20 protein-coding genes and 1 pseudogene are annotated in these 17209 nt (G+C 61.2%); 15 read left to right on the top strand and 6 right to left on the bottom strand.

Annotated features, from left to right (window positions below):
- Positions 1 to 2: 2 nt before the first annotated feature.
- The 12 genes from MFF58_RS25170 to MFF58_RS25115 all read left to right on the top strand — a co-directional run bounded on the left by MFF58_RS25170 (position 3) and on the right by MFF58_RS25115 (position 7001).
- A complete protein-coding gene (locus tag MFF58_RS25170) occupies positions 3 to 887 on the top strand; it encodes a hypothetical protein (RefSeq protein ID WP_238291820.1) in 885 nt (294 codons plus the stop codon).
- Complete coding sequence (locus tag MFF58_RS25165) at positions 887 to 2365, top strand: hypothetical protein (RefSeq protein ID WP_238291819.1); 1479 nt, start codon at positions 887 to 889, stop codon at positions 2363 to 2365. The genes MFF58_RS25170 and MFF58_RS25165 overlap by 1 nt, the downstream gene beginning before the upstream one ends.
- On the top strand, positions 2362 to 3132 hold the full coding sequence (locus tag MFF58_RS25160) for a hypothetical protein (protein WP_238291816.1): 771 nt from the start codon (positions 2362 to 2364) through the stop codon (positions 3130 to 3132). The genes MFF58_RS25165 and MFF58_RS25160 overlap by 4 nt, the downstream gene beginning before the upstream one ends.
- A 62-nt stretch (positions 3133 to 3194) precedes the next feature.
- Positions 3195 to 3794 (top strand): glycosyl hydrolase 108 family protein, encoded by a 600-nt coding sequence (locus tag MFF58_RS25155; RefSeq protein WP_238291814.1) that lies wholly within the window; start codon positions 3195 to 3197, stop codon positions 3792 to 3794.
- Positions 3791 to 4390 carry a peptidoglycan recognition protein family protein gene (locus MFF58_RS25150; RefSeq protein ID WP_238291812.1) on the top strand — a complete coding sequence of 200 codons (600 nt, stop codon included), beginning with the start codon at positions 3791 to 3793 and terminating at the stop codon, positions 4388 to 4390. The genes MFF58_RS25155 and MFF58_RS25150 overlap by 4 nt, the downstream gene beginning before the upstream one ends.
- Complete coding sequence (locus MFF58_RS25145; protein WP_238291810.1) at positions 4390 to 4701, top strand: PadR family transcriptional regulator; 312 nt, start codon at positions 4390 to 4392, stop codon at positions 4699 to 4701. Before MFF58_RS25150 ends, MFF58_RS25145 begins: the two co-directional genes overlap by 1 nt.
- Position 4702: 1 nt before the next feature.
- Positions 4703 to 4888 carry a hypothetical protein gene (locus tag MFF58_RS25140; protein ID WP_238291809.1) on the top strand — a complete coding sequence of 62 codons (186 nt, stop codon included), beginning with the start codon at positions 4703 to 4705 and terminating at the stop codon, positions 4886 to 4888.
- A gap of 89 nt (positions 4889 to 4977) precedes the next feature.
- Positions 4978 to 5676, top strand: a complete 699-nt coding sequence (locus MFF58_RS25135) for a hypothetical protein (protein ID WP_238291807.1) — start codon at positions 4978 to 4980, stop codon at positions 5674 to 5676.
- The gene (locus tag MFF58_RS25130; RefSeq protein WP_238291805.1) at positions 5673 to 5909 is read left to right on the top strand and encodes a peptidoglycan-binding protein; all 237 of its coding nucleotides are present in this window, start codon (positions 5673 to 5675) and stop codon (positions 5907 to 5909) included. The genes MFF58_RS25135 and MFF58_RS25130 overlap by 4 nt, the downstream gene beginning before the upstream one ends.
- On the top strand, positions 5906 to 6103 hold the full coding sequence (locus tag MFF58_RS25125) for a hypothetical protein (protein ID WP_238291803.1): 198 nt from the start codon (positions 5906 to 5908) through the stop codon (positions 6101 to 6103). Before MFF58_RS25130 ends, MFF58_RS25125 begins: the two co-directional genes overlap by 4 nt.
- Entirely contained in the window at positions 6103 to 6618 is a 516-nt protein-coding gene (locus MFF58_RS25120) for a hypothetical protein (RefSeq protein WP_238291802.1), read from the top strand. The genes MFF58_RS25125 and MFF58_RS25120 overlap by 1 nt, the downstream gene beginning before the upstream one ends.
- Entirely contained in the window at positions 6618 to 7001 is a 384-nt protein-coding gene (locus tag MFF58_RS25115; RefSeq protein WP_238291800.1) for a hypothetical protein, read from the top strand. Before MFF58_RS25120 ends, MFF58_RS25115 begins: the two co-directional genes overlap by 1 nt.
- A gap of 1195 nt (positions 7002 to 8196) precedes the next feature.
- Here MFF58_RS25115 and MFF58_RS25110 read toward each other — a convergent pair.
- On the bottom strand, positions 8197 to 8397 hold the full coding sequence (locus MFF58_RS25110; protein WP_238291798.1) for a hypothetical protein: 201 nt from the start codon (positions 8395 to 8397) through the stop codon (positions 8197 to 8199).
- A gap of 313 nt (positions 8398 to 8710) precedes the next feature.
- On the opposite strand from MFF58_RS25110, the gene MFF58_RS25105 reads away from it, so the two are divergent.
- Positions 8711 to 8848: a hypothetical protein gene (locus MFF58_RS25105; RefSeq protein WP_238291796.1), complete on the top strand. Its 138-nt coding sequence runs from the start codon at positions 8711 to 8713 to the stop codon at positions 8846 to 8848.
- 181 nt (positions 8849 to 9029) lie between these two features.
- On the opposite strand, the gene MFF58_RS25100 is transcribed toward MFF58_RS25105, so the two are convergent.
- From MFF58_RS25100 to MFF58_RS25085, 4 genes are all read right to left on the bottom strand, one after another.
- Positions 9030 to 9803 (bottom strand): hypothetical protein, encoded by a 774-nt coding sequence (locus MFF58_RS25100; RefSeq protein ID WP_238291794.1) that lies wholly within the window; start codon positions 9801 to 9803, stop codon positions 9030 to 9032.
- A gap of 1074 nt (positions 9804 to 10877) precedes the next feature.
- Entirely contained in the window at positions 10878 to 11240 is a 363-nt protein-coding gene (locus MFF58_RS25095) for a hypothetical protein (protein ID WP_238291792.1), read from the bottom strand.
- A 2227-nt stretch (positions 11241 to 13467) separates the two neighbouring features.
- Entirely contained in the window at positions 13468 to 14037 is a 570-nt protein-coding gene (locus MFF58_RS25090; protein WP_238291791.1) for a hypothetical protein, read from the bottom strand.
- Entirely contained in the window at positions 14013 to 14768 is a 756-nt protein-coding gene (locus MFF58_RS25085; RefSeq protein WP_238291789.1) for a hypothetical protein, read from the bottom strand. Before MFF58_RS25085 ends, MFF58_RS25090 begins: the two co-directional genes overlap by 25 nt.
- Before the next feature lie 789 nt (positions 14769 to 15557).
- Between MFF58_RS25085 and MFF58_RS25080 the strand changes: the two genes are divergently transcribed.
- Positions 15558 to 15821 carry a hypothetical protein gene (locus MFF58_RS25080; RefSeq protein WP_238291786.1) on the top strand — a complete coding sequence of 88 codons (264 nt, stop codon included), beginning with the start codon at positions 15558 to 15560 and terminating at the stop codon, positions 15819 to 15821.
- Positions 15822 to 16454: 633 nt separating this feature from the next.
- Here MFF58_RS25080 and MFF58_RS25075 read toward each other — a convergent pair.
- Entirely contained in the window at positions 16455 to 16694 is a 240-nt protein-coding gene (locus tag MFF58_RS25075) for a hypothetical protein (RefSeq protein ID WP_238291784.1), read from the bottom strand.
- Between the two features lie 236 nt (positions 16695 to 16930).
- Between MFF58_RS25075 and MFF58_RS25070 the strand changes: the two are divergent.
- A pseudogene (locus tag MFF58_RS25070) lies at positions 16931 to 17209 on the top strand (hypothetical protein); the annotation flags it as partial.

Raw genomic sequence — 17209 nt, 5'->3', positions numbered from 1 at the left:
GAATGGCACAATCGAACCTCGCCCTGCTCTACGAGAACAGGGTGGACCTCGACGGCGTCACGCTGTCGGGCGGATCCTGGCAGACCGGATCGCTGGGGCTGGCCAACCTGCGCACGCCGTACCTCGCGGAGGTGGCTCGCTCCATGAGCACCGCAGTGGCGGACACACAGTTCGTGTGCAACCTGCCGCAGCCCTACAGCATCGGTGGGATCGCCCTCGGGCCGACCGACCTGCGGCCCAGCGCGCTCGTCCGCTTCCGCTCGTATGCGGATTCGTCGATGGCCGCGCTGGTCGACGACAGCGGCTTCATCGCGCTGCCGGGCAGCACGGTCGATCAGACGACGCTGGCTTGGGAAGACCCGGGCTTCTGGGAGGGCATCACCCAGGAGTTCGACGACGTCGGCAAGGGCATCGGCAAGGGGGCGACCTTCATCTACGTCCTGCCGGTGCGGGTCACGGCGGCGACCATCAAGGTCGAGATCTTCGACCCCGGCAACCCGGTCGGCTACTTCGACATCGGCCGCTTCTTCGTCAGCCGCACGTGGCGGCCGACGTACAATTACGACGAGCAGGGCAACTCGCTCGACTTCGAAGCCATCACCGACCAGGAAGATGGCCGAAGCGGCACGACTTACTACAATGCTCGGGCCATGCGCCGGACGTTCAAGTTCGGCTTCTCGTACCTGCCGACGAGCGAATACCGCGAGATCTACCAAATCGCGGTGCGCTCCGGCATCCACAACCAGATCATGGTCGTGCCGAACCCCGGTGATCCGAGCACGTACCTGCGCGAGGCGTTCTTCGGCACGCTCGGCCAGCCCCCGAGCCTGCGCCGCATGTCGACGCCGTACATCGCCACCGAATTCGTCTCTAGGGAATCGCTGTAATGCCTCTGACTTCTGCTCAGCAGACAGCGCTTTCGGCTGCGCTCGACCGTCTTCAGAACTTCTACGACGGCGACAACCCGTACAACCCGGCCACTTACCCGGGGGCGTTCCGCCAGGGCGGCAGTGTGATCAACTTCCCGCCGGCGCTGAAGGACGTGGCGACGGTGATGAACCTCGCCTCGATCCTCGTGTCGGATGCGACCGCGGCGGCTGCATCGTCGCCGAAGGCACTCCGGGTCGACAGCGCGCAGTCCTTCACGGACACCGAGGTCGGGCAGGCGATCACCAACCTGAAATACGCGCTGCGCGCAGACGCTGCGCAGTCACTGACGGCAGTGCAGCGCCGGCGGGCTAGGGCCAACATCGGCGCAAGCGGTGCCGGCTACACCGGGTCCCTTGGTGGCGCGACTGTGCTAACTGCGAGCGCCCTTGGTCAAACCTTCTACCTCAACGGCACAACGAACTACATTGTCGATCTGCCGGCGATGGGTGCCGGCGACAGAATCACGTTCTTCAACGCCAACTCGACGCCCAAAACCATCCGGAATACCGCGAGCCTGTACTTCGGCGCCGGTACGGCGGGGATCTACACCGTCAAGCCTTACTCGAAGCTGGTCATTGAGGGCTACGACGACGCCACTAGCGGTTGCTTCGTGCTTGATGCCGCGCCGATGGAAAGCGCCCTCAACGCCGACATCGTTCAGTCGTTCAGTACGATTCAGCAGGCACAGCTCGCGTCGAACCTCGGCCTCGTTATGCCGGCGGCATTCCAGTGCCGGCTCACGGTCTCCTCGACGACTCAGATGGCGCTGGTCCCAGCCATCGGCCTGAACATCTTCATCAACGGCAAGATCCGTCAGATCCCGGTTGCGGGCGTTACGCTTGGGATCGGCAGCCTCGCCGCCAATACGCTCTACTACGTCTACGCTCAATGGACCGGGAGCGCGGTTGCCCTGGTCGCCTCATCTACGGCGCCGGTCACCGACAGCACCTACGGCCACAAGGTGGCAACAGGCGACCCCACAATGACGCTCGTGGGGATGGTCTACCCGGTCAGCATCGGCAGCGGCTTGCAGTTTGCCGATTTTGGACAGTACCGCTGTGTCGCCAGCTACTACCATCGGCAGCGGAAGGACCTGTCCGTTGCCAACTCATCGGGTTCGACCGGGACGACCCTCACCGAATTTGGCGCACGCTGCTACTTCCTGAGTTGGGGTGAAGAGGCGACGGACATCGGTGTAATCGGCACCGCGTTCCCCTCAGCATACGACAACGTGCTCTATAATCTTGATGTCGACGGCGGAGCAATCTCGTACCCGCAAAGCGGTCCTGCCGTTGATGCCAATCATGGCATGAATATCAGCCAGTACATTCCCGCGACGTATGCCATGGGCGCACATTACTTCAGGCTGATGGCGAGATCCGGTGGCTCAAGCATTTCGCTTACACACCAGAAAGTGGGAGCCGTTACCCTATGAGCGACCTTCAGGAACAGGACGAACTGCTCGTCGTTGTAGGTCCCGATGCTCCGAGCACCAAGGAGCGCGAGGAGGCTGAGGCCCGCGAGCGCGCCGAAGCTTTGGAACGTGAGCATCGCGAGGCTGAGGAGCGTGCAGCCGCGCTGATGGCGCTGAACGCCGACGCCAAGCCGACATTCAACGATGAGCCGACGGTGATCATGGCAGCCATCGGCCCTACGATGCAGGCCGAGTTGACCGCCGCCGGCCTCGGCGGGGAGCCTATCTTCATCGGCGAGGATCGGATCCAGGTCCCGCATGACGTCGGCGCTGACACGCTGGCGGCCATCCGGAAGGTGATCGCCGCCCACGACGCCGAGGCGGGCAGGATGCCGGCGCTCCGGCAGAGCGCCTTCGAGGCGGCGATGGGCTACGGCAACGCGATCACCGCGAAGGTGACGAGCCAGTATGCCGACGTCGAGGTGCAATCCTGGACGGCTCAGGAGGCGGAGGCCCGCACGGTGCTCGCTGGCGGCACGCTGCCGAATACCGCGATGCTGCCGCACCTCGCATCGGACCGCGGCATCGATCTGGCCGCCTACGCGCAGAGCGTGGTCGAGAAGGCCGATGCCTACCGGATGATCGCGGTCGCCGCGGTCCGCCTGCGCCGCGGTGCCGAGGGCCTGCTGTCCGATGCGATCGACACGCCCGAGAAGCTGGACGCCGCGGTGGAGGCCCTCCGCGCTGAGACGCTGTCGGCGGCCAAGGCCGTCGGCATCGAGATCTGATCGCCGCCAGTTAGCGCTGAGCCGGGCGAGCCCCACCCACCCCTGACAATCTGGAATCGACCATGACCGTAGCATCCGCCGCGGCGCAGATGGCTGCCTTGTCGCCTGCGCTCGATACCGCGCTCGCCCTGATCCTCCACGATGAGGGCGGCTATGCCGAGCGCGCCATGGAAGGGGGCGGCGCAGTGAACATGGGGATCACGTTCACGGTGTTCGTGGCGTGGCGCCTTGCACACGGCAAGCCGCATCCGACCTTCGCCGACCTGAAGGCGGTGCCCATCGCCGAGGCCAACGCGATCTACGCCGCTGAGTTCGCCGCCCCGGTGCAGTTCGACCGCATGCCGATCGACACGGGCTACGTGATCCTCGATTCGGCGGTGAACAACGGCAAGGGCGGCTGTCAGAAGACCATCGAGATGGCGGTGGGCCAGCCGGTCGATGGGAAGTTCGACGCGGTCTCGTTCTGGGCCGCCTCGCACCGGCCGCCCGCGCAGTTCGTGAACGCCTTCTGCGACGCGCGGGCCAAGCGCCAGAAGACCTTCAAGGAGTTCTCGGTCCGCATCAACCCCGCGAAGCCGCGCACCTGGGGCCAGGCCTGGGACGAGCGCAACGAGAAGGTCCGGAAGCGGGCCCTCGCCATGATCGAAGGAGCCGTCGCGTGACTATCGCACCCCTCGCCAAGAGCTACAGCAAGGCCAGCTTCGAGGCCTACGTCGAGAAGGAAGTCGAGCCGAAGATGGGCGTGTGGCGCCCGCGCGGCTTCGTCCTGCACAACACCTCGGCGCCGACCCTGGCGCAGTTCTACCTCAACAAGGGTAAGCCGCTCGACGGCGCGCAGCGCATCCGCAACATTTGGGTCAGCTACCAGAACCAGAAGTGGGCCGGCGGCCCGCACCTCGTCGTGACGGACCGGGAGATCTTCACCGGCAATCCGCTGTGGCTGAAGGGCACGCACTCGCCGTCCTGGAACAGCACCTTCTGGGGGCTGGAGATGGCCGGCGACTTCGCCACCGAGACGATGCCGGCGGCGCTGCAGGATCTCGCCGTCCACGCCATGGCGGTCTGCTACGCCATGCTCGGCCACGCGCCGACCAACGACACCTTCCACTTCCACGGCGAGGATCCGAAGACCACACACAAGGGCTGCCCGGGCAAGAACGCCGGCAAGAAGGCGGACTGGATCAAGGCAATCACCGCTCGGATGGCCGCGTTGCATCCGGGCGACTGCCAGTGCGGCTCGCACGCGAAGGTGGCGTGATGGCGGTCTCTCGCCCCTCCGCGCAGATCCTGTCGTACCTGGCCACCGCACCGGTCGCTGACACGTCGGGCGCCGCCATCTCGAAGGCCACCGGCATCGGGGCTATCTATCCGGAGCTCGCCGCGCTGGAGAACGGCGGCCTGATCGTCGGAGCGTGGGAGGAAGGCAAGTCGCCGCGCCGTCGGCTTTACCGCCTGACCGCGGCTGGCCGCCAGCAGGTGGGCGCCATGTCCCCGCTTCAGGAGCAACCGCGCTCCAGCGCCGGCAATTGGTTCTGGAGCAGGTTCGTCGCGCCGTTCTTCGGAGGCTGAGATGAAGTGGCTTCTCGCCGTTCTGCTCATCCTCGGCGCCGGGCTGATCGCATGGGGCCTCGTCATCACGAGCGGGCGCGGCTCGGCCGATGAGCGTGTCGGCGGGGCGATCCCCATCATGGCCGGCGTCGGCTTCATCGTGCTCGCGCTGATCATCACCGGCGTCTGGACCTTCGTCCGTGCCTGAGCGCCTGACCCAACTCCCTCGGATTCCGAGGTAGTTTGACCCGAGCCGGCCGGGCCCGCCGCGCGCATCCCGAAAACGAGAGTCCCGACATGACCCGCGTAATCCCCGCGGCGCTGGCGCTTGCGTGCGTCGGCTCTCCAGCTATGGCCGCAGCGCCGACCGATCTGCACTACGCTTTCACCTCCGGCATCTTTGTGCTGACGCTCGGCTGCGCGGCGCTGGCGCTCCTATTGAGCGTCGTGTGGCGGCTGCCGGCTCTCGGCATCGTCGCGGCCCTGTGCCTCGCGATCGTCGCCGTCGGGTTCGGGCTGACCCCGGCGCTCGCCCAGGACGCGGCCGCCAAGCCCGGCGTGGTGATTCCGTGGGGCCAGTGGATCGTCGACTACGGTCCGCAGTTCGCCCTGCTGTTCGCCACCTGGATCGCCGGCATCGTCACCTGGGCGCTCGGCAAGTGGGCGCCGTGGTCGACATCGGTCCTGACGCAGCAGCGCATCGAGCAGGCGGCCCAGGCCCTGGCGCAGTACGGCGTGAAGGCCGTGGCCGGATCGGTGAAGGACGGCAAGGTGACCGTGAACGCCGGGCCGGCCGTGATCCAGGCCGCCGTGCAGCGCGGCGTCAACGTGCTGCCCAAGAAGGTGATCGACGCGATGATCAAGGGCGGCGGCATGTCGTCGATCATCTTCCGCGTGCTCGACCTCGAGGAGAGCGCTGACGAGCACAAGGTGCTTCAGCCGGCGATCACCACGCTGAAGGCCTCCAGCGATCCGAAGCTCGCGAAGGCAGCATGATCTCGCTGCCCTTCTGGGCCACCACGCTCATCAGCTTCATCGTGAAGCTGGTGACGCATTGGCAGGCCAACCTGCGCGCCGAGCAAGCCCTGCGCGAGCTCGGCGCCGCCACCCAGGCCGACGCCTCCGTCGCCGCTGCCGAGAAGCAGGAAGCCTCCGCCCGCGCTGCCGGTGATGCCGCGGCGGATGGGCCGGACGACGATCGCGATATCCTCCCGGAGCTGAAGCCATGACGTGCATTGGGTTCGCCCTTGGCCTCGCCATCCTGCACTGCGACCCGGGCCCCACGCCGGCGACGTCGGCCGCCCGGTTCTGCCAGGTCATGACCTCGCCTGTCGCCTACGCGCGCACGGATGACGCGCGGACCCGGCGCCAGCTGCGCTCGCTGAACGCCGCGTGGCGGGCAACCTGCGAGGGGAGAAGCTGATGTTGACGCGCGAGAAGAGGCCGCTCCTGCAGGCCTGCCCGGCGGGGCCGTACAGCACCTATCGCCTGTTCGAGTGGTGCATGGCGACGATGATGATCCTCATCGCCTTCACCCTGGTGCTGCCGGGCGACACCATGGAACGCGCCGCTCTGAAGCCGATCGCCGAGATGGGCTTCAGCGAGGAGAACATGGCGCTGTTCTTCGGCGCCATCGGAGGGGTGCGCACGATGGCGCTCTACCTCAACGGGCACATCAACAACATCGTCGTCGGTCCCAAGGGCGCGTACATCAGGGCGATCTGCGCGACCGGCGGATGCTTCGTGATGGGCCAGTTCACGGCGGCCCTGATCTTCGATGCGTTCCGCGGCCCGGAGGCGGCCAGCTTCGTCATCCCGGTGTTCGGCACGCTGGCAGGCTTCGAGGCCCTGTCGGTCTACATCGCCGTGCTGGACGGCGTCTCCCGCAGGACCCGAATGGGCCATGCCCTCGATCGGCTTGAGAAGGTGGTTGGTTGATGGCCGAGCTGCTCACGTTTTTGAAGGACGTCATCGCCACGCAGCAGTTTTTCCAGGTCGCGGTCGGCGGCTGCACCATGTGGCTCATCGGGTGGATGGTCACCCGGGGGCGCTCTGACAAGGAGACGCTCCCGCCCCCAGCGCCCGCTACCATCGTCGACGTGCCGCAGCCGTTCATGCAGGGCCCGATCGGTTTGCTGGACATCATCCGGGAGCAGCGGGACATGGACCGCCGGCGCACGGAGGACAGCCAGCATATCCGTGAGTGCGTCCGCATCATCCGGGAGGAGAGCAAGAAGCAGACGGAGATCCTTCAGGAGATCGCCGAGGATCAGCGGGTCGAGCACCGCCTCAACTCCGAACGCGAGCGGCGGCACTCGTGAACTGCGCGCCCGTCACACAGGACCTGTCGTGGGTCATCGCCGGGATCGCGCTCCTGGCCGGCATCATCATCGGCATGAAGCTCCAGGCATCGAGCGACCCGCCGCCGTAGCTGGCCCGCCATTTGCGATGGCCTGAACATTCCTCCCCGACTTCAGTCCCGCCGGCCCCCGCCAGCGGGGCTTTTTCGTCCTACCGCTGGCCGCCGGCCTACTTCCGTGCACGTCGGGAAAAATGGGGATCGAAGGTCTCGGTGCGCATCCGGTCCGACTCGACCTTCGTGCGCTGCTGCGTTGGAAAGTGCGGATCGTAAAGATCCCGCGGATTATCGGTTGCTTCAAACTTTGTGGCCCGCCCACCAACCTGTCCAGTTACTGTGCTCATCGCCTGCGATCCGACGTTGTCAGGCCGGCTGTATAGGCGAGGATGAGTTGCCAGACCGTTGATTGCTAGACTAGGGCGTATCGGAAGAGCTCTATCTTCGCCGGCACCGCCGCGCGGAGCTTTTTGCATTCAACAAGTGACCGCCGGAGAATAGAGACCTCGAAGCTCCGATGCGCCGCAGATACGACATAGTCGAACAGTCGAACAGTTGCACGAGCGTGGGCGACAAATTAATAATTTAGCTAGGAGGTTGAGTAAGCTGTCGATGACAGGAGCTCGGTGGATGGCGCCGCTATTGTGACTAGTCGACCATTTTGCCAGCCACTTTGCCGACAACTAGCACCATTGCAGCGCTTAAAAATATAGAGCCTGCCGCGCCAGAGAGAATGCTAAGAATAAAGTTGGTCATTTGCCCCCCGCCGATATGATAACATTATGGATATCGCAAAATTACGTCTTTACTTCGCGATTATTGTTTGGATATGCTGCATTAATTGCGGCAATTCAAACTACGTAGGTTTATCATTGATAAATTTGGCGACAATGCGGCTCATCAAACTTGGCGTTATCAGTACTCGCCGAATTCGGCCCTGTCCAGATGGACCCAGGCTGGACGAGGCCCTTGGTCCGCCGGCACTGGCTTTTCCTTAACCACTACATGGCATGAAGTGCTCGGATCCGGCCTCTGCTAGGCCCAGGGAATGGATCCGGATCAGCCCGCCCGGTCACAGCCGGCGCGGGCTTTTTCGTGCGCGATGTCAGCGCAGCCGCTTCTTCAAACACCTGACAAAAGCTGCCAGAGACTCACGACCTTTAATCGGATTTGGGTGCCCGATATCCCCATGCTGCACGCAGGGCGATGTTCACAAAGCTGCACGCCAGCAGCACGACTAACGCTTCGTAGGCCCAACGCTGAAAACCGGCTGGCCCATAGCGCATGATAGGGCGTACCGCGCCCACGCCGAGCGCACACAGCGTGACGAGGCCAAGGATGAACTGGAACCAGCGGAGCATCCAGCCCAAGTATCACGCCTGATTGTGAGCTGCGAAGTTGAGTCGGCCAACATGCCCTGAGCCACGTCGCATACTGGCTCGGCTCATCCCTGGTGAGATCGACCACTCCCCGCCAAGGTAGGTGGCACGCCGCCGGCGCCAAGATCCTGACCGCACCACGTCAGCCCCCTCTAGCATCGCCGGGCAGGGATGTTTTTGTTCCCGCGGAGCCGCATCGAAAACAGTGGTCCGGCGGCATCAGCCAGGCAAAACCAGCTTCCGGCCCGGGTTTCAGAGTAGACGCGAGCACCGCATATCGGCAGACGAGATAGCCATGACCATCATCCTCATTCTCAGCGTCGCTGCACCGCTCGTGACCGGCGTCACCTCGCTTCTGTGGGCCGGGTTCGTAGCGAGGGGGATGAGTGAGGTTGTCGAGATCCAGTCCACGCTGGATCTGCGGACTTGGTGATGCCGTAAGCTCCTAGCTCTGCCCTGTGAGGCTTTTCTGTCTCTGGCCCGGTTGCTGCTACGTCGCTGCTGGCCCGGAGCCCGCGGTGACACCTTGCTTCGAGGCTCAGAGCCCGCCCGGTTCGCCGCGGCGGGCTTTTTCATGCACATGGCACTGATAGCTTCCAACCTCCTAACCTACGTCACTGCCGCGGCATGCGCCGAATCGAGTCCACGTTCTCTGGCGAGAGATCGGCTTCAAGGGTGCCGTGCGGGTGAATGTCGGTCCGCTTGGCCTCGGCGTGAGGTCTCTTCACAGGCGGCGCCTTGTCGATCGATCCTGTGGTCATCGGCACGTTGCGAACCGGCCAGTCCTCAAGCCTGCGTCTCTTGTAAGGCTGCTGATCGTCACAACCCTCGCATATCGACACGGTCCACGACTGCCAGAGACCGTTGGTTTTCTCCCGCACCGACTCCGCCCGTTCACGGTGCGCGGATGCCAGAGCAACGGTGTCCAAATCAGACTGCTTTTTCGGTTCAGTTGCCGTGCTCAGCTCATGGAGGCGAGCGTCAGATTTTCCAGAAGAGCTGGCGGGCGGGAGAGCTCCTGTAGTGATGGGCTCACCACCGCATCCAACACAAACCCTATTGGCAATGGCATCATCTGCGGCCTGCCGCGGCGTCACGCGATCAATTGGCTTCACCGATGTCGGGCTCGCATCGCGGCTCGGCGGCTTGGTCTGCCCGACCACAGTAGTGTTCGGCGCCTTCTCAGCCGATAGCGGATCGCCTCCGATCCCCATGCGGGCGGTTTGCGCGAACACAACACCCAGCGGCAACGAACTCAGGATTGAGGCGGCGATCAGCGTGCGAAACGTTGTCATGGCTTCCTCCATGACAAACAATCGCGGAGTTCGCTTCTGGTTCAATGCTGCGATTAGAACGGTTCGGATTTTCGGCATTTCCCACATCAGCATGGATCTAGACAGGCTCGCCCTGCTCGTCGCAGCGATTTCCCAGGTGCCGCACTGACGTTTCTAGAAGCAATCTATTCGGAGCTCGATGCTCAGTTAGGGTCGTCCAAGCGACAGAAACACTGCACCGGTCGTAATTATGACACTCCTTTCGTACCAAACAGATCCATGCAAAGCATTGTACGCCTACTCGCTTGGCTCGCGCTGGCTGCGCTCGTCTATGTGACCCTCTGTCCGATCGGGTTCCGCCCGGTCTCCGGCGAGCCGGTGTGGCTTGAGCGGTCGGCTGCATACGCTGTGCTCGCGCTGTTGTTCACATTTGGTTATCCGCGCCAGCGCTTGCCCGTTCTTGTACTAACCGTCGCAGCAGCGGGTTTATTGGAAGCATCACAGGCGCTTCAGGCGAGTCGGCACGGACGTCTGCCGGATTTTTACGTGAAAGCAGCAGGCTGCGCAGTTGGCTGGCTGGTGGCCTGTTTTGCTGTAGCGCTTGTGAGCGGCCGCCGGCGGTTTCGCCTGAAACGCTCAGCCTCTATAGCTTCATCGCAGGCTGCGACTCCGCAATGAGCTATTCCTCACCCCTGTTACGTCGCGTCTCGGCGTGGCCCATCGCTGGTGAGATCAGACGCTCCAATGCCCCTTGACAAGACGGAGGCGCATCAGGCCGCAGCACGCCCACGATGATGGTTGATTGGCTGCTGCAGCTTATGCCTGGCCGCACCATATAGCCTCGCCGGAACGGTCGCGCGGGGCTTTTCTTTGCTCGCAGTCGCGATAGATTGGGCTTAGGTCTCGAGCCCTTTCCAAGTGCATGAGCCTGAGAAAGCCCGCTCGGCGCGCCCGCCGTGGCGGGCTTTTTCGTGCGTGACAGAGGCGAATTCTATCCCTGGTTAAAGCAACGAATTTTCGCTGGCGTACTTTGGGCTGTCCCCCGAAGACCGACTTCCGCCCACCCGGCCCGCCGTGGCGGGTTCTTCTTAACTTATGCCGCCGTAAGATCGCATCGGATCCCAGTGTTTGCCCAAGCCTGGATCTAGAGAAGCCTGCCCGGTTCGCCGGTGCGGGCTTTTTCGTGCCTCAGCGCCCGCTCGCACCAGAACCGCCGATGAGGCTGGATCCGACACTGCCGGAAAGCTGGTTAGGTGTACCAAGAAGCTGACCGTTCGGGCTGGTGTCCAAGCTCTCTTCGGGGCGAGCGAGCGTGCGCGGCGCTGGGTCGAACGGCTGCACAACCTCGTATGCAGGCCGGCCGCCCGCCAACGGCGCCACGACCGGCGCGGGGCGAATGTCGGACGCGCAGAAACCCTGGCAGATCGGCACCATTAGATCGGTCGGCTGGCAGATCGGTTTCATTTCGCCGCGGATGCACGTGCAACGGCACAGCGCTGAGGCGGGTGCGGGCAGGAGCAGCAAGAAAGCGGCGAGCCAGGGCAGGCGCATGGCGATCAGTTCCACTGCCCACGAAGGGCGATCAGGGCTGATAGCACATACGGTCCCGGCCCGGGACGAACGCCAGCGGCCACCGTCGCGCGGGACTTTCCCTTAAGACTCGGCGAAGTACGCCCCGTCTCGGGTTCGGCTGAAGGCCCCTCACCATCCGGTGCTCAACCTGAGAAGCCCGCCCGCGTCGTTGCGGCGGGCTTTTTCGTTCTGCAGATCCTCCAGCCTACTTCCGTGCGCGCCGAGAAAAATGGGGGTCGAATGTCGCGGTCCGCATCCGGTCCGACTCAGCCTTCCTGCGCTGCTGCGTCGGGAAATGCGGATCGTAGAGATCTTACGGGTCATCAGTTGCCAGGAGCTTCGTGGCCCGCGCACTAACCTGTCCAGCCGCTGTGTTTATCGCATGCAAGCTGACGTTGTCCGACCGGCTGTATAGACGAAGATCAGTTGCTAGGCCGTTGTTCACCCAACACTGGGCATCGGCAGAGCATCAGACCGTTAGCCGTGTATCGCGTGCTTCTCGTATCAGGACGAGCGACGCATGTCTCATGCTTTATCTAACTTGTGAGTAGTTCAATCCATATCATGATGCACGACGGCTCCTGGGAGTTGACGGGCACACCTTGGTGTTCGACCCAAGCAACTCTGCCAGACGCAGAGACAGGTGCGCCAGCTCCTACTTTATTAGTGAAACGGACCACATCGCCGAGTTGTGGTGCAAACTCAAAATTATGATAATCAAGCTCCACCTTTGCTGATACTTTATTATCATTGACAATTGGCAAAACTTTTACGGGCACGCTCCGCCCCCATCTCACGCGGTGAAGAACTCAACTTATAGTGTTTGTATAGCGCTGCTTTGTACAGCGGCGTCTAATACGTAATGCACTGCTTTGCTGGGTGGAGCAGACGCCCCCTTGTGCCGATCAGTGGAATGAACGGCGGCTCAGTCGGCAACGCCCCGTGGAGCCTTTCTCAAGCCACTACGTGGCATCAAACGCTCGGATCCGGCCTCTGCTAGGCCCAGGGCACGGATCCGGAAAGCCCGCCCGGTCCGCCGGCGCGGGCTTTTTCGTGTGCGATCTCCGACCTCCGCATCGTCCGGATCAGAATGTAGCCATGCGGCGTGGCTATCGCACCGATGCCGAAGAGGGGCGGTACTACGTAGGTATCTGTTAACAACGCGCGCTGAATCGTTGTCACTGTAATAAGGGATCATATAATGAAGATCTGCAAATTATTTGGGCATGAACAGGCATGGGAAATCTGTTTAGCCCGGAAGGCGCTTTGATTGCTGCATATTGCGTTGGTCTTTACAAGTTCATCCAGCTATGTCGCAATGCACCTGTTGATCCCGAGCAGGGAGACGAAGACGACGATGAGCGTGGCTGAGGATGCGGGCGGACTTGAGCGGCGGTCGATATTGAAGCTCGTGTTAGCCTGCCTTGAAGGCTGATGCGTCAGGTCACCAGTTCCATCAGCTTTGATACACCCCACCATACGGCCCAGCACCAGAATGCGATGGTAGCGATCAGGGCGATCAACAACAGAGCAGTTAGCAGAAAAAGGTTGAACGATCTCAGCCGGAAGCTGCGCGTCTGCTGTGGAGGCGGCAATTGAGTTCGGCCACCTTCATCTTCGGAGTCTCTTATCGTCATTTCGTCTGGGTCGCCGTAATTTCGTGGATCACTATCAGAATAAAGTCTGAGCCTGGCGCGCTGCTGAATGCAAGTGTTAGGACAATCGTTTCGCACAGCGTCAGCTACGTAATTGTGTTAGGCAGCAAAACGCGTCGCCATCAGACAAAGCGATCGCGACCCGACTGCAAAACTGCTGCCACTGTGGCCGCTCCCCCGCCCCGTGAGCAGATCGGGGTGGGGCCGAACGAACCGCTCGTTAAAACTCAGGCTCTACTGCGGCGGGTATTTCATCCAGGCCCGCACCCGCCGAACTCTCGCCTGCCGTCGCATCTTGGCGCGATCAGATCGAACGCCTGTCCGAGCACGCCGTGCCTTGCTGATACCTCGCGCGCGGTCGCTGGGCGCCAATCCGCGAGTCCGTCATCGACTGCTACGACCGCGTGGGCGACTAGGCTCTCGCGCTCCGCTGTACAGCGCGTGAGATATTCGATGTCCGCCCAAAACACGGCAGGTTGAGTTGTGATTACTTCGGCGTGCTGGAAGTGGCCGGCTAAAATCAGCAGCACCTATTAGCGGGCAATAGTCGTTTAATCGATGAATAATATTTGCTCGTAAGTCGATATCGTCATGGGCATAATTTCAAATACATCTTCTAATGATAAATTCCAGTTAGGGGGCATATTACAGCTTTTTGGGACTATAAGCTTTATCGCATTGGAGTTAATCGTGTCAATACTTTTTATAGTCAATCTATCGTAGGCACGATGCGCAAAATGTAGCAACATAAGCTTGATAGAGATGAAGCGTTCATCGAAGCTCCAACCACCATAGAAATAGAAGACGCGGTCGGTCTCCTGGGGCATGCCAATGAGAGATGGGTTTAATTCGTAAGGACCTGTTCGAATAAAGATGATCGAGGCGGGCGGTGAGCAGGCCTTGAACAATACCTTGAGACGCTCGACGGCGCCACTTGGACTCACCAGGTTACCGCTAGAATCTGCGGTACTACTAGAAGTTTCCTGAGCAACGGCGACGCCACCGTTTGGCGGCAGCCGATAGGCACAGATTCGAACCATGAACGTGGCAGCGAAAAGAAAGCACATGACACCGAGGCTGCTGCGAGCCCAGGGGGTCAAAGGCGAGGGCTGAGCCGACACGCGGACCTCTCCACGCTAATTAGGATGGGGACGATCGCCGCAGCTAGGGAACTCAACGCTACTAATGTCGACCCTGACCCGTCATGCCAAAAAAAATAAGCTTCGTGCGATGGCAACATCGCTAGGATACGCGTGACGTTAATCGTGACGACAAGACAGGCACTTACGCCGAGCGCGCGAAATGCGGCGGAACATGCCGGCTTGTTCGCAATCTTCAAGATGGACAGCCAGATCAACACCGTCTGCGAAAGGTTGTGGAACGACGAGCATCCCTCAAGCACCACAACCGACCAATCATCGCGAATGCTAAGGTTCGCTCCTGTAATTCCAATTTCGTTATAGTACGCCTGTCCAACTCTGTAAATAAAACTGACCTCGAACTCCTCGATTACATGATAGAAAAGCCAGAATACAATCTTTCCCCACAATTCGCAAATAGACAAAGCCAGCCAGATTTGCCCAATTCCCTTCAAATGATGGTCGGATCGACTGCCGAATAAAAACCACAATCCAGCGAGCGTCGTAGAAAGATAAACTCCACGTTCGTGCGGTATAAACCAAACTATGGCAGAAAATAGTAGGATGGTGATGTCTGATCCGTTTAGCGGGACGCGCCGTCGTGGATTGGCAAATACCAGCGACAAGGTTGTGGCGAGCGCGAACGCTTCGCCGACGTTGAACCCAATGAAATGTCGAGCAGCCTGCGCCGATTCCAGGAGGTATCGCTGCATTGCAGCCGATATAACAGTGCCACCTATGAATACCAGCGGAATACAGCTCTCGGGAGGTATTCTCAGAAGGGAGAGCAGGCTGCGAGCTACTTCAGAACTCTTCGTTTGCCGTCGTGCAAGGAGGTAGCCTATCCGCATGGCCTTCTAAGCCGCCCACACGGACTGGCGGCTGCGCCGCCGTCGCAAAAATGCAACGGTGACGGCGGCTAGTAGCAGGCTAAGGCTAGCGTTCACCTCAGGAAGAGGCGCAGCACCAGATCTACTCCCCCCGCTCAAACTGTGGACTACTGCGTTTGCAGAACTAAAGTTTATAGATGAAATACTAAATCCGACGTCTGAATGCTTCTGGGTCGAGATCGGGGCCTGTCCTGCAGTCGGCGTCGAAGACGGAAGAGCATTGGATTTGCTGATCGTTTTCGCAAGAGCATCTGATTGGAGATCGTTTACAGACGAACTGCCGCGCCGCCCTCCAGTTGCAGTTTTATCGCTGCCGACTGAGTAAGATCCGCACGAACAGCGTCCGATGTCAGTAAAGAAACAAAGACCTACGTAGTTCATGGCCAATTACTCAATTTCAAACCACGAATTGTATACCCATGAAACATACACGGACGTCACAAGAGGCCAATCCTTAATTTTATCAATAACGTCGAAATTGAAATTAATATTAACCCGGGTGATTATGTCATACGGAATGTTCGAGCCGATCGCTGCGCCATAAATTCACGTCGAACTGTCTGTTCGGAGTAGATCGCCCTGCCCATACCTCGCTCGACCAAAGCGGGAGCGATGCGGGGGAACGCTCTTGCCTTCTACGACCAGCCCAGCGCAGAGGCGTACCGGCTCGGCTGGACGGCGCCACAGCTCTTCGGCGTGCATCCGGACCACGGGACCCTGCGCATCGATTGCTGTGGCGCCGTGATGGTCGGCGGCACCCCGGCGCGCGGTGTCGAGGCGCACCGCAGCGTGTTCGAGCAGACGTCGTCCTACCGGGATCGGCAGAGCCAAGTCTGGGGGCCGCCGGTTTGGAAGTTCACTGCGCGGGCGCGTTAGAACGTGGTTGTCTCAGAAGGCGGTCTGATCCGCTTACCGGAATCTGTGAGCGCGGTTCTGACCTGGCGACGGGCCGTTGTTTCGGTCGCAGCCGATGCAAACGCGAGGATCCCAAGGCTGATCCATCGGGTTCCGCCGGACGCTGAGAGTGCCGAGCGTCACCGAGGCAGTTCGCTCCGGATCGGGATACTTTGCTTGGGGCTGCAGAGCGAAGTGCGAGGTCGTCTCGGCCGCTAACCCAGGTTGTGCGGTCACCAGCAGCATGGAGCTGCTCGCGAACCAAACCGCCATCGTTCGAGCTGACATTCTGTCCCTCCAGGTCAGCCGAGCTTCTAACCAGTGCGGGTCGAGGGAATAAGGCGAGGTGCGTAGTTTCCGCGGATCTATGACCGTATGGGTTCAATCGGCCACACTGTCTTCCGGCTTAATCACCTGCCTCACGATCTGCCGGAACCGGCAGAGCTAGCTATGGAGGTCACGGTCTGGGAGTTCGCGGCGAAGGCGCGGGGTTGAACGCTACGCCAGCGGCAGCCCGGTCCGCGCTCTTCAGGCCTTCGCCCGGCCCCACGCGGCGGCGAGCTGCTCGATCGCTTCGTCCTGGTCGCGACCTCAGCGTTCAACGGGCGCACGCCATCAGGCAGCTGCGCGCACCGCCAGCGCCTGCCGCAGCACAATTAGCATCACCTTGGCGCCAACCTGCGTGATGATGCATGGCACGAAAGAGCGACGCTGCTGTGCGTCTTTCCAACGCGATTGGCCTGCTCCGCCTCGTAGCTCACTCGCCTCGCGATCCTGCTGATCGATGAAGCCGAACAATTCAGACTGTTTCTTGGTGTGCACTGCACTCACAGCCCTTAAGGCGTAACCCTTCAACGCATCTCATATGTAGCTACGCATTTTCTACGCAGATAGCGGAATGCGATCGAGCTAGCTCGGCCGGAAGCTCCATACTAGCAACAAACTTGACGAAATTTACCACGTCTAATCTGTTTAGATTGAGAGCCCTAGATTTGCCGCACGGCTTATGTTCTACATTATCCCGTGTTTAAGGATTCGTTAACCAATCTCCGATTAACCAAGCCGGCCACATATACTGAGAAGTAGAGATTATGTCGCAGAGCGCAGTTCGCCAGAATGTGGGCGGTGATCTCGCAGTGCAGCGTGCACTCATCACCGGCGATATCGCTGTCATCGTCGAACAAGCTTCAGAACAAGCGATCGAGGTGTCGGAAACGACCGTTGATGCAGTTCTGCCCCCCGCGCCCTTCGTGGTTGGCGGCCTGCGTCTGGACTGGGCGGCCAAGCGGAGCCTGGACGTCGGCGTGGCGGTGACGGCGCTGTTCGTGCTTCTGCCGCTGCTGCTGCTGATCGCGGTTCTGGTCTGGGCC

Origin of the sequence: Methylobacterium longum (assembly GCF_022179385.1) — a bacterium.
In the GTDB taxonomy this organism is placed as follows: Bacteria; Pseudomonadota; Alphaproteobacteria; order Rhizobiales; family Beijerinckiaceae; genus Methylobacterium; species Methylobacterium longum.
The sequence above is the reverse complement of the archived record's forward strand: the minus strand, read 5'-3'. Positions and strand labels throughout refer to the sequence as shown.

What these genes read in the sequence shown, in the direction of transcription:
- MFF58_RS25170 (WP_238291820.1), top strand. Translation starts at nt 3, where the DNA reads ATGGCACAATCGAACCTCGCCCTGCTCTACGAGAACAGGGTGGACCTC.
- MFF58_RS25165 (WP_238291819.1), top strand. Translation starts at nt 887, where the DNA reads ATGCCTCTGACTTCTGCTCAGCAGACAGCGCTTTCGGCTGCGCTCGAC.
- MFF58_RS25160 (WP_238291816.1), top strand. Translation starts at nt 2,362, where the DNA reads ATGAGCGACCTTCAGGAACAGGACGAACTGCTCGTCGTTGTAGGTCCC.
- MFF58_RS25155 (WP_238291814.1), top strand. Translation starts at nt 3,195, where the DNA reads ATGACCGTAGCATCCGCCGCGGCGCAGATGGCTGCCTTGTCGCCTGCG.
- MFF58_RS25145 (WP_238291810.1), top strand. Translation starts at nt 4,390, where the DNA reads ATGGCGGTCTCTCGCCCCTCCGCGCAGATCCTGTCGTACCTGGCCACC.
- MFF58_RS25140 (WP_238291809.1), top strand. Translation starts at nt 4,703, where the DNA reads ATGAAGTGGCTTCTCGCCGTTCTGCTCATCCTCGGCGCCGGGCTGATC.
- MFF58_RS25135 (WP_238291807.1), top strand. Translation starts at nt 4,978, where the DNA reads ATGACCCGCGTAATCCCCGCGGCGCTGGCGCTTGCGTGCGTCGGCTCT.
- MFF58_RS25130 (WP_238291805.1), top strand. Translation starts at nt 5,673, where the DNA reads ATGATCTCGCTGCCCTTCTGGGCCACCACGCTCATCAGCTTCATCGTG.
- MFF58_RS25125 (WP_238291803.1), top strand. Translation starts at nt 5,906, where the DNA reads ATGACGTGCATTGGGTTCGCCCTTGGCCTCGCCATCCTGCACTGCGAC.
- MFF58_RS25120 (WP_238291802.1), top strand. Translation starts at nt 6,103, where the DNA reads ATGTTGACGCGCGAGAAGAGGCCGCTCCTGCAGGCCTGCCCGGCGGGG.
- MFF58_RS25115 (WP_238291800.1), top strand. Translation starts at nt 6,618, where the DNA reads ATGGCCGAGCTGCTCACGTTTTTGAAGGACGTCATCGCCACGCAGCAG.
- MFF58_RS25110 (WP_238291798.1), bottom strand. Translation starts at nt 8,397, where the DNA reads ATGCTCCGCTGGTTCCAGTTCATCCTTGGCCTCGTCACGCTGTGTGCG.
- MFF58_RS25105 (WP_238291796.1), top strand. Translation starts at nt 8,711, where the DNA reads ATGACCATCATCCTCATTCTCAGCGTCGCTGCACCGCTCGTGACCGGC.
- MFF58_RS25100 (WP_238291794.1), bottom strand. Translation starts at nt 9,803, where the DNA reads ATGCTGATGTGGGAAATGCCGAAAATCCGAACCGTTCTAATCGCAGCA.
- MFF58_RS25095 (WP_238291792.1), bottom strand. Translation starts at nt 11,240, where the DNA reads ATGCGCCTGCCCTGGCTCGCCGCTTTCTTGCTGCTCCTGCCCGCACCC.
- MFF58_RS25085 (WP_238291789.1), bottom strand. Translation starts at nt 14,768, where the DNA reads ATGCAGCGATACCTCCTGGAATCGGCGCAGGCTGCTCGACATTTCATT.
- MFF58_RS25080 (WP_238291786.1), top strand. Translation starts at nt 15,558, where the DNA reads ATGCGGGGGAACGCTCTTGCCTTCTACGACCAGCCCAGCGCAGAGGCG.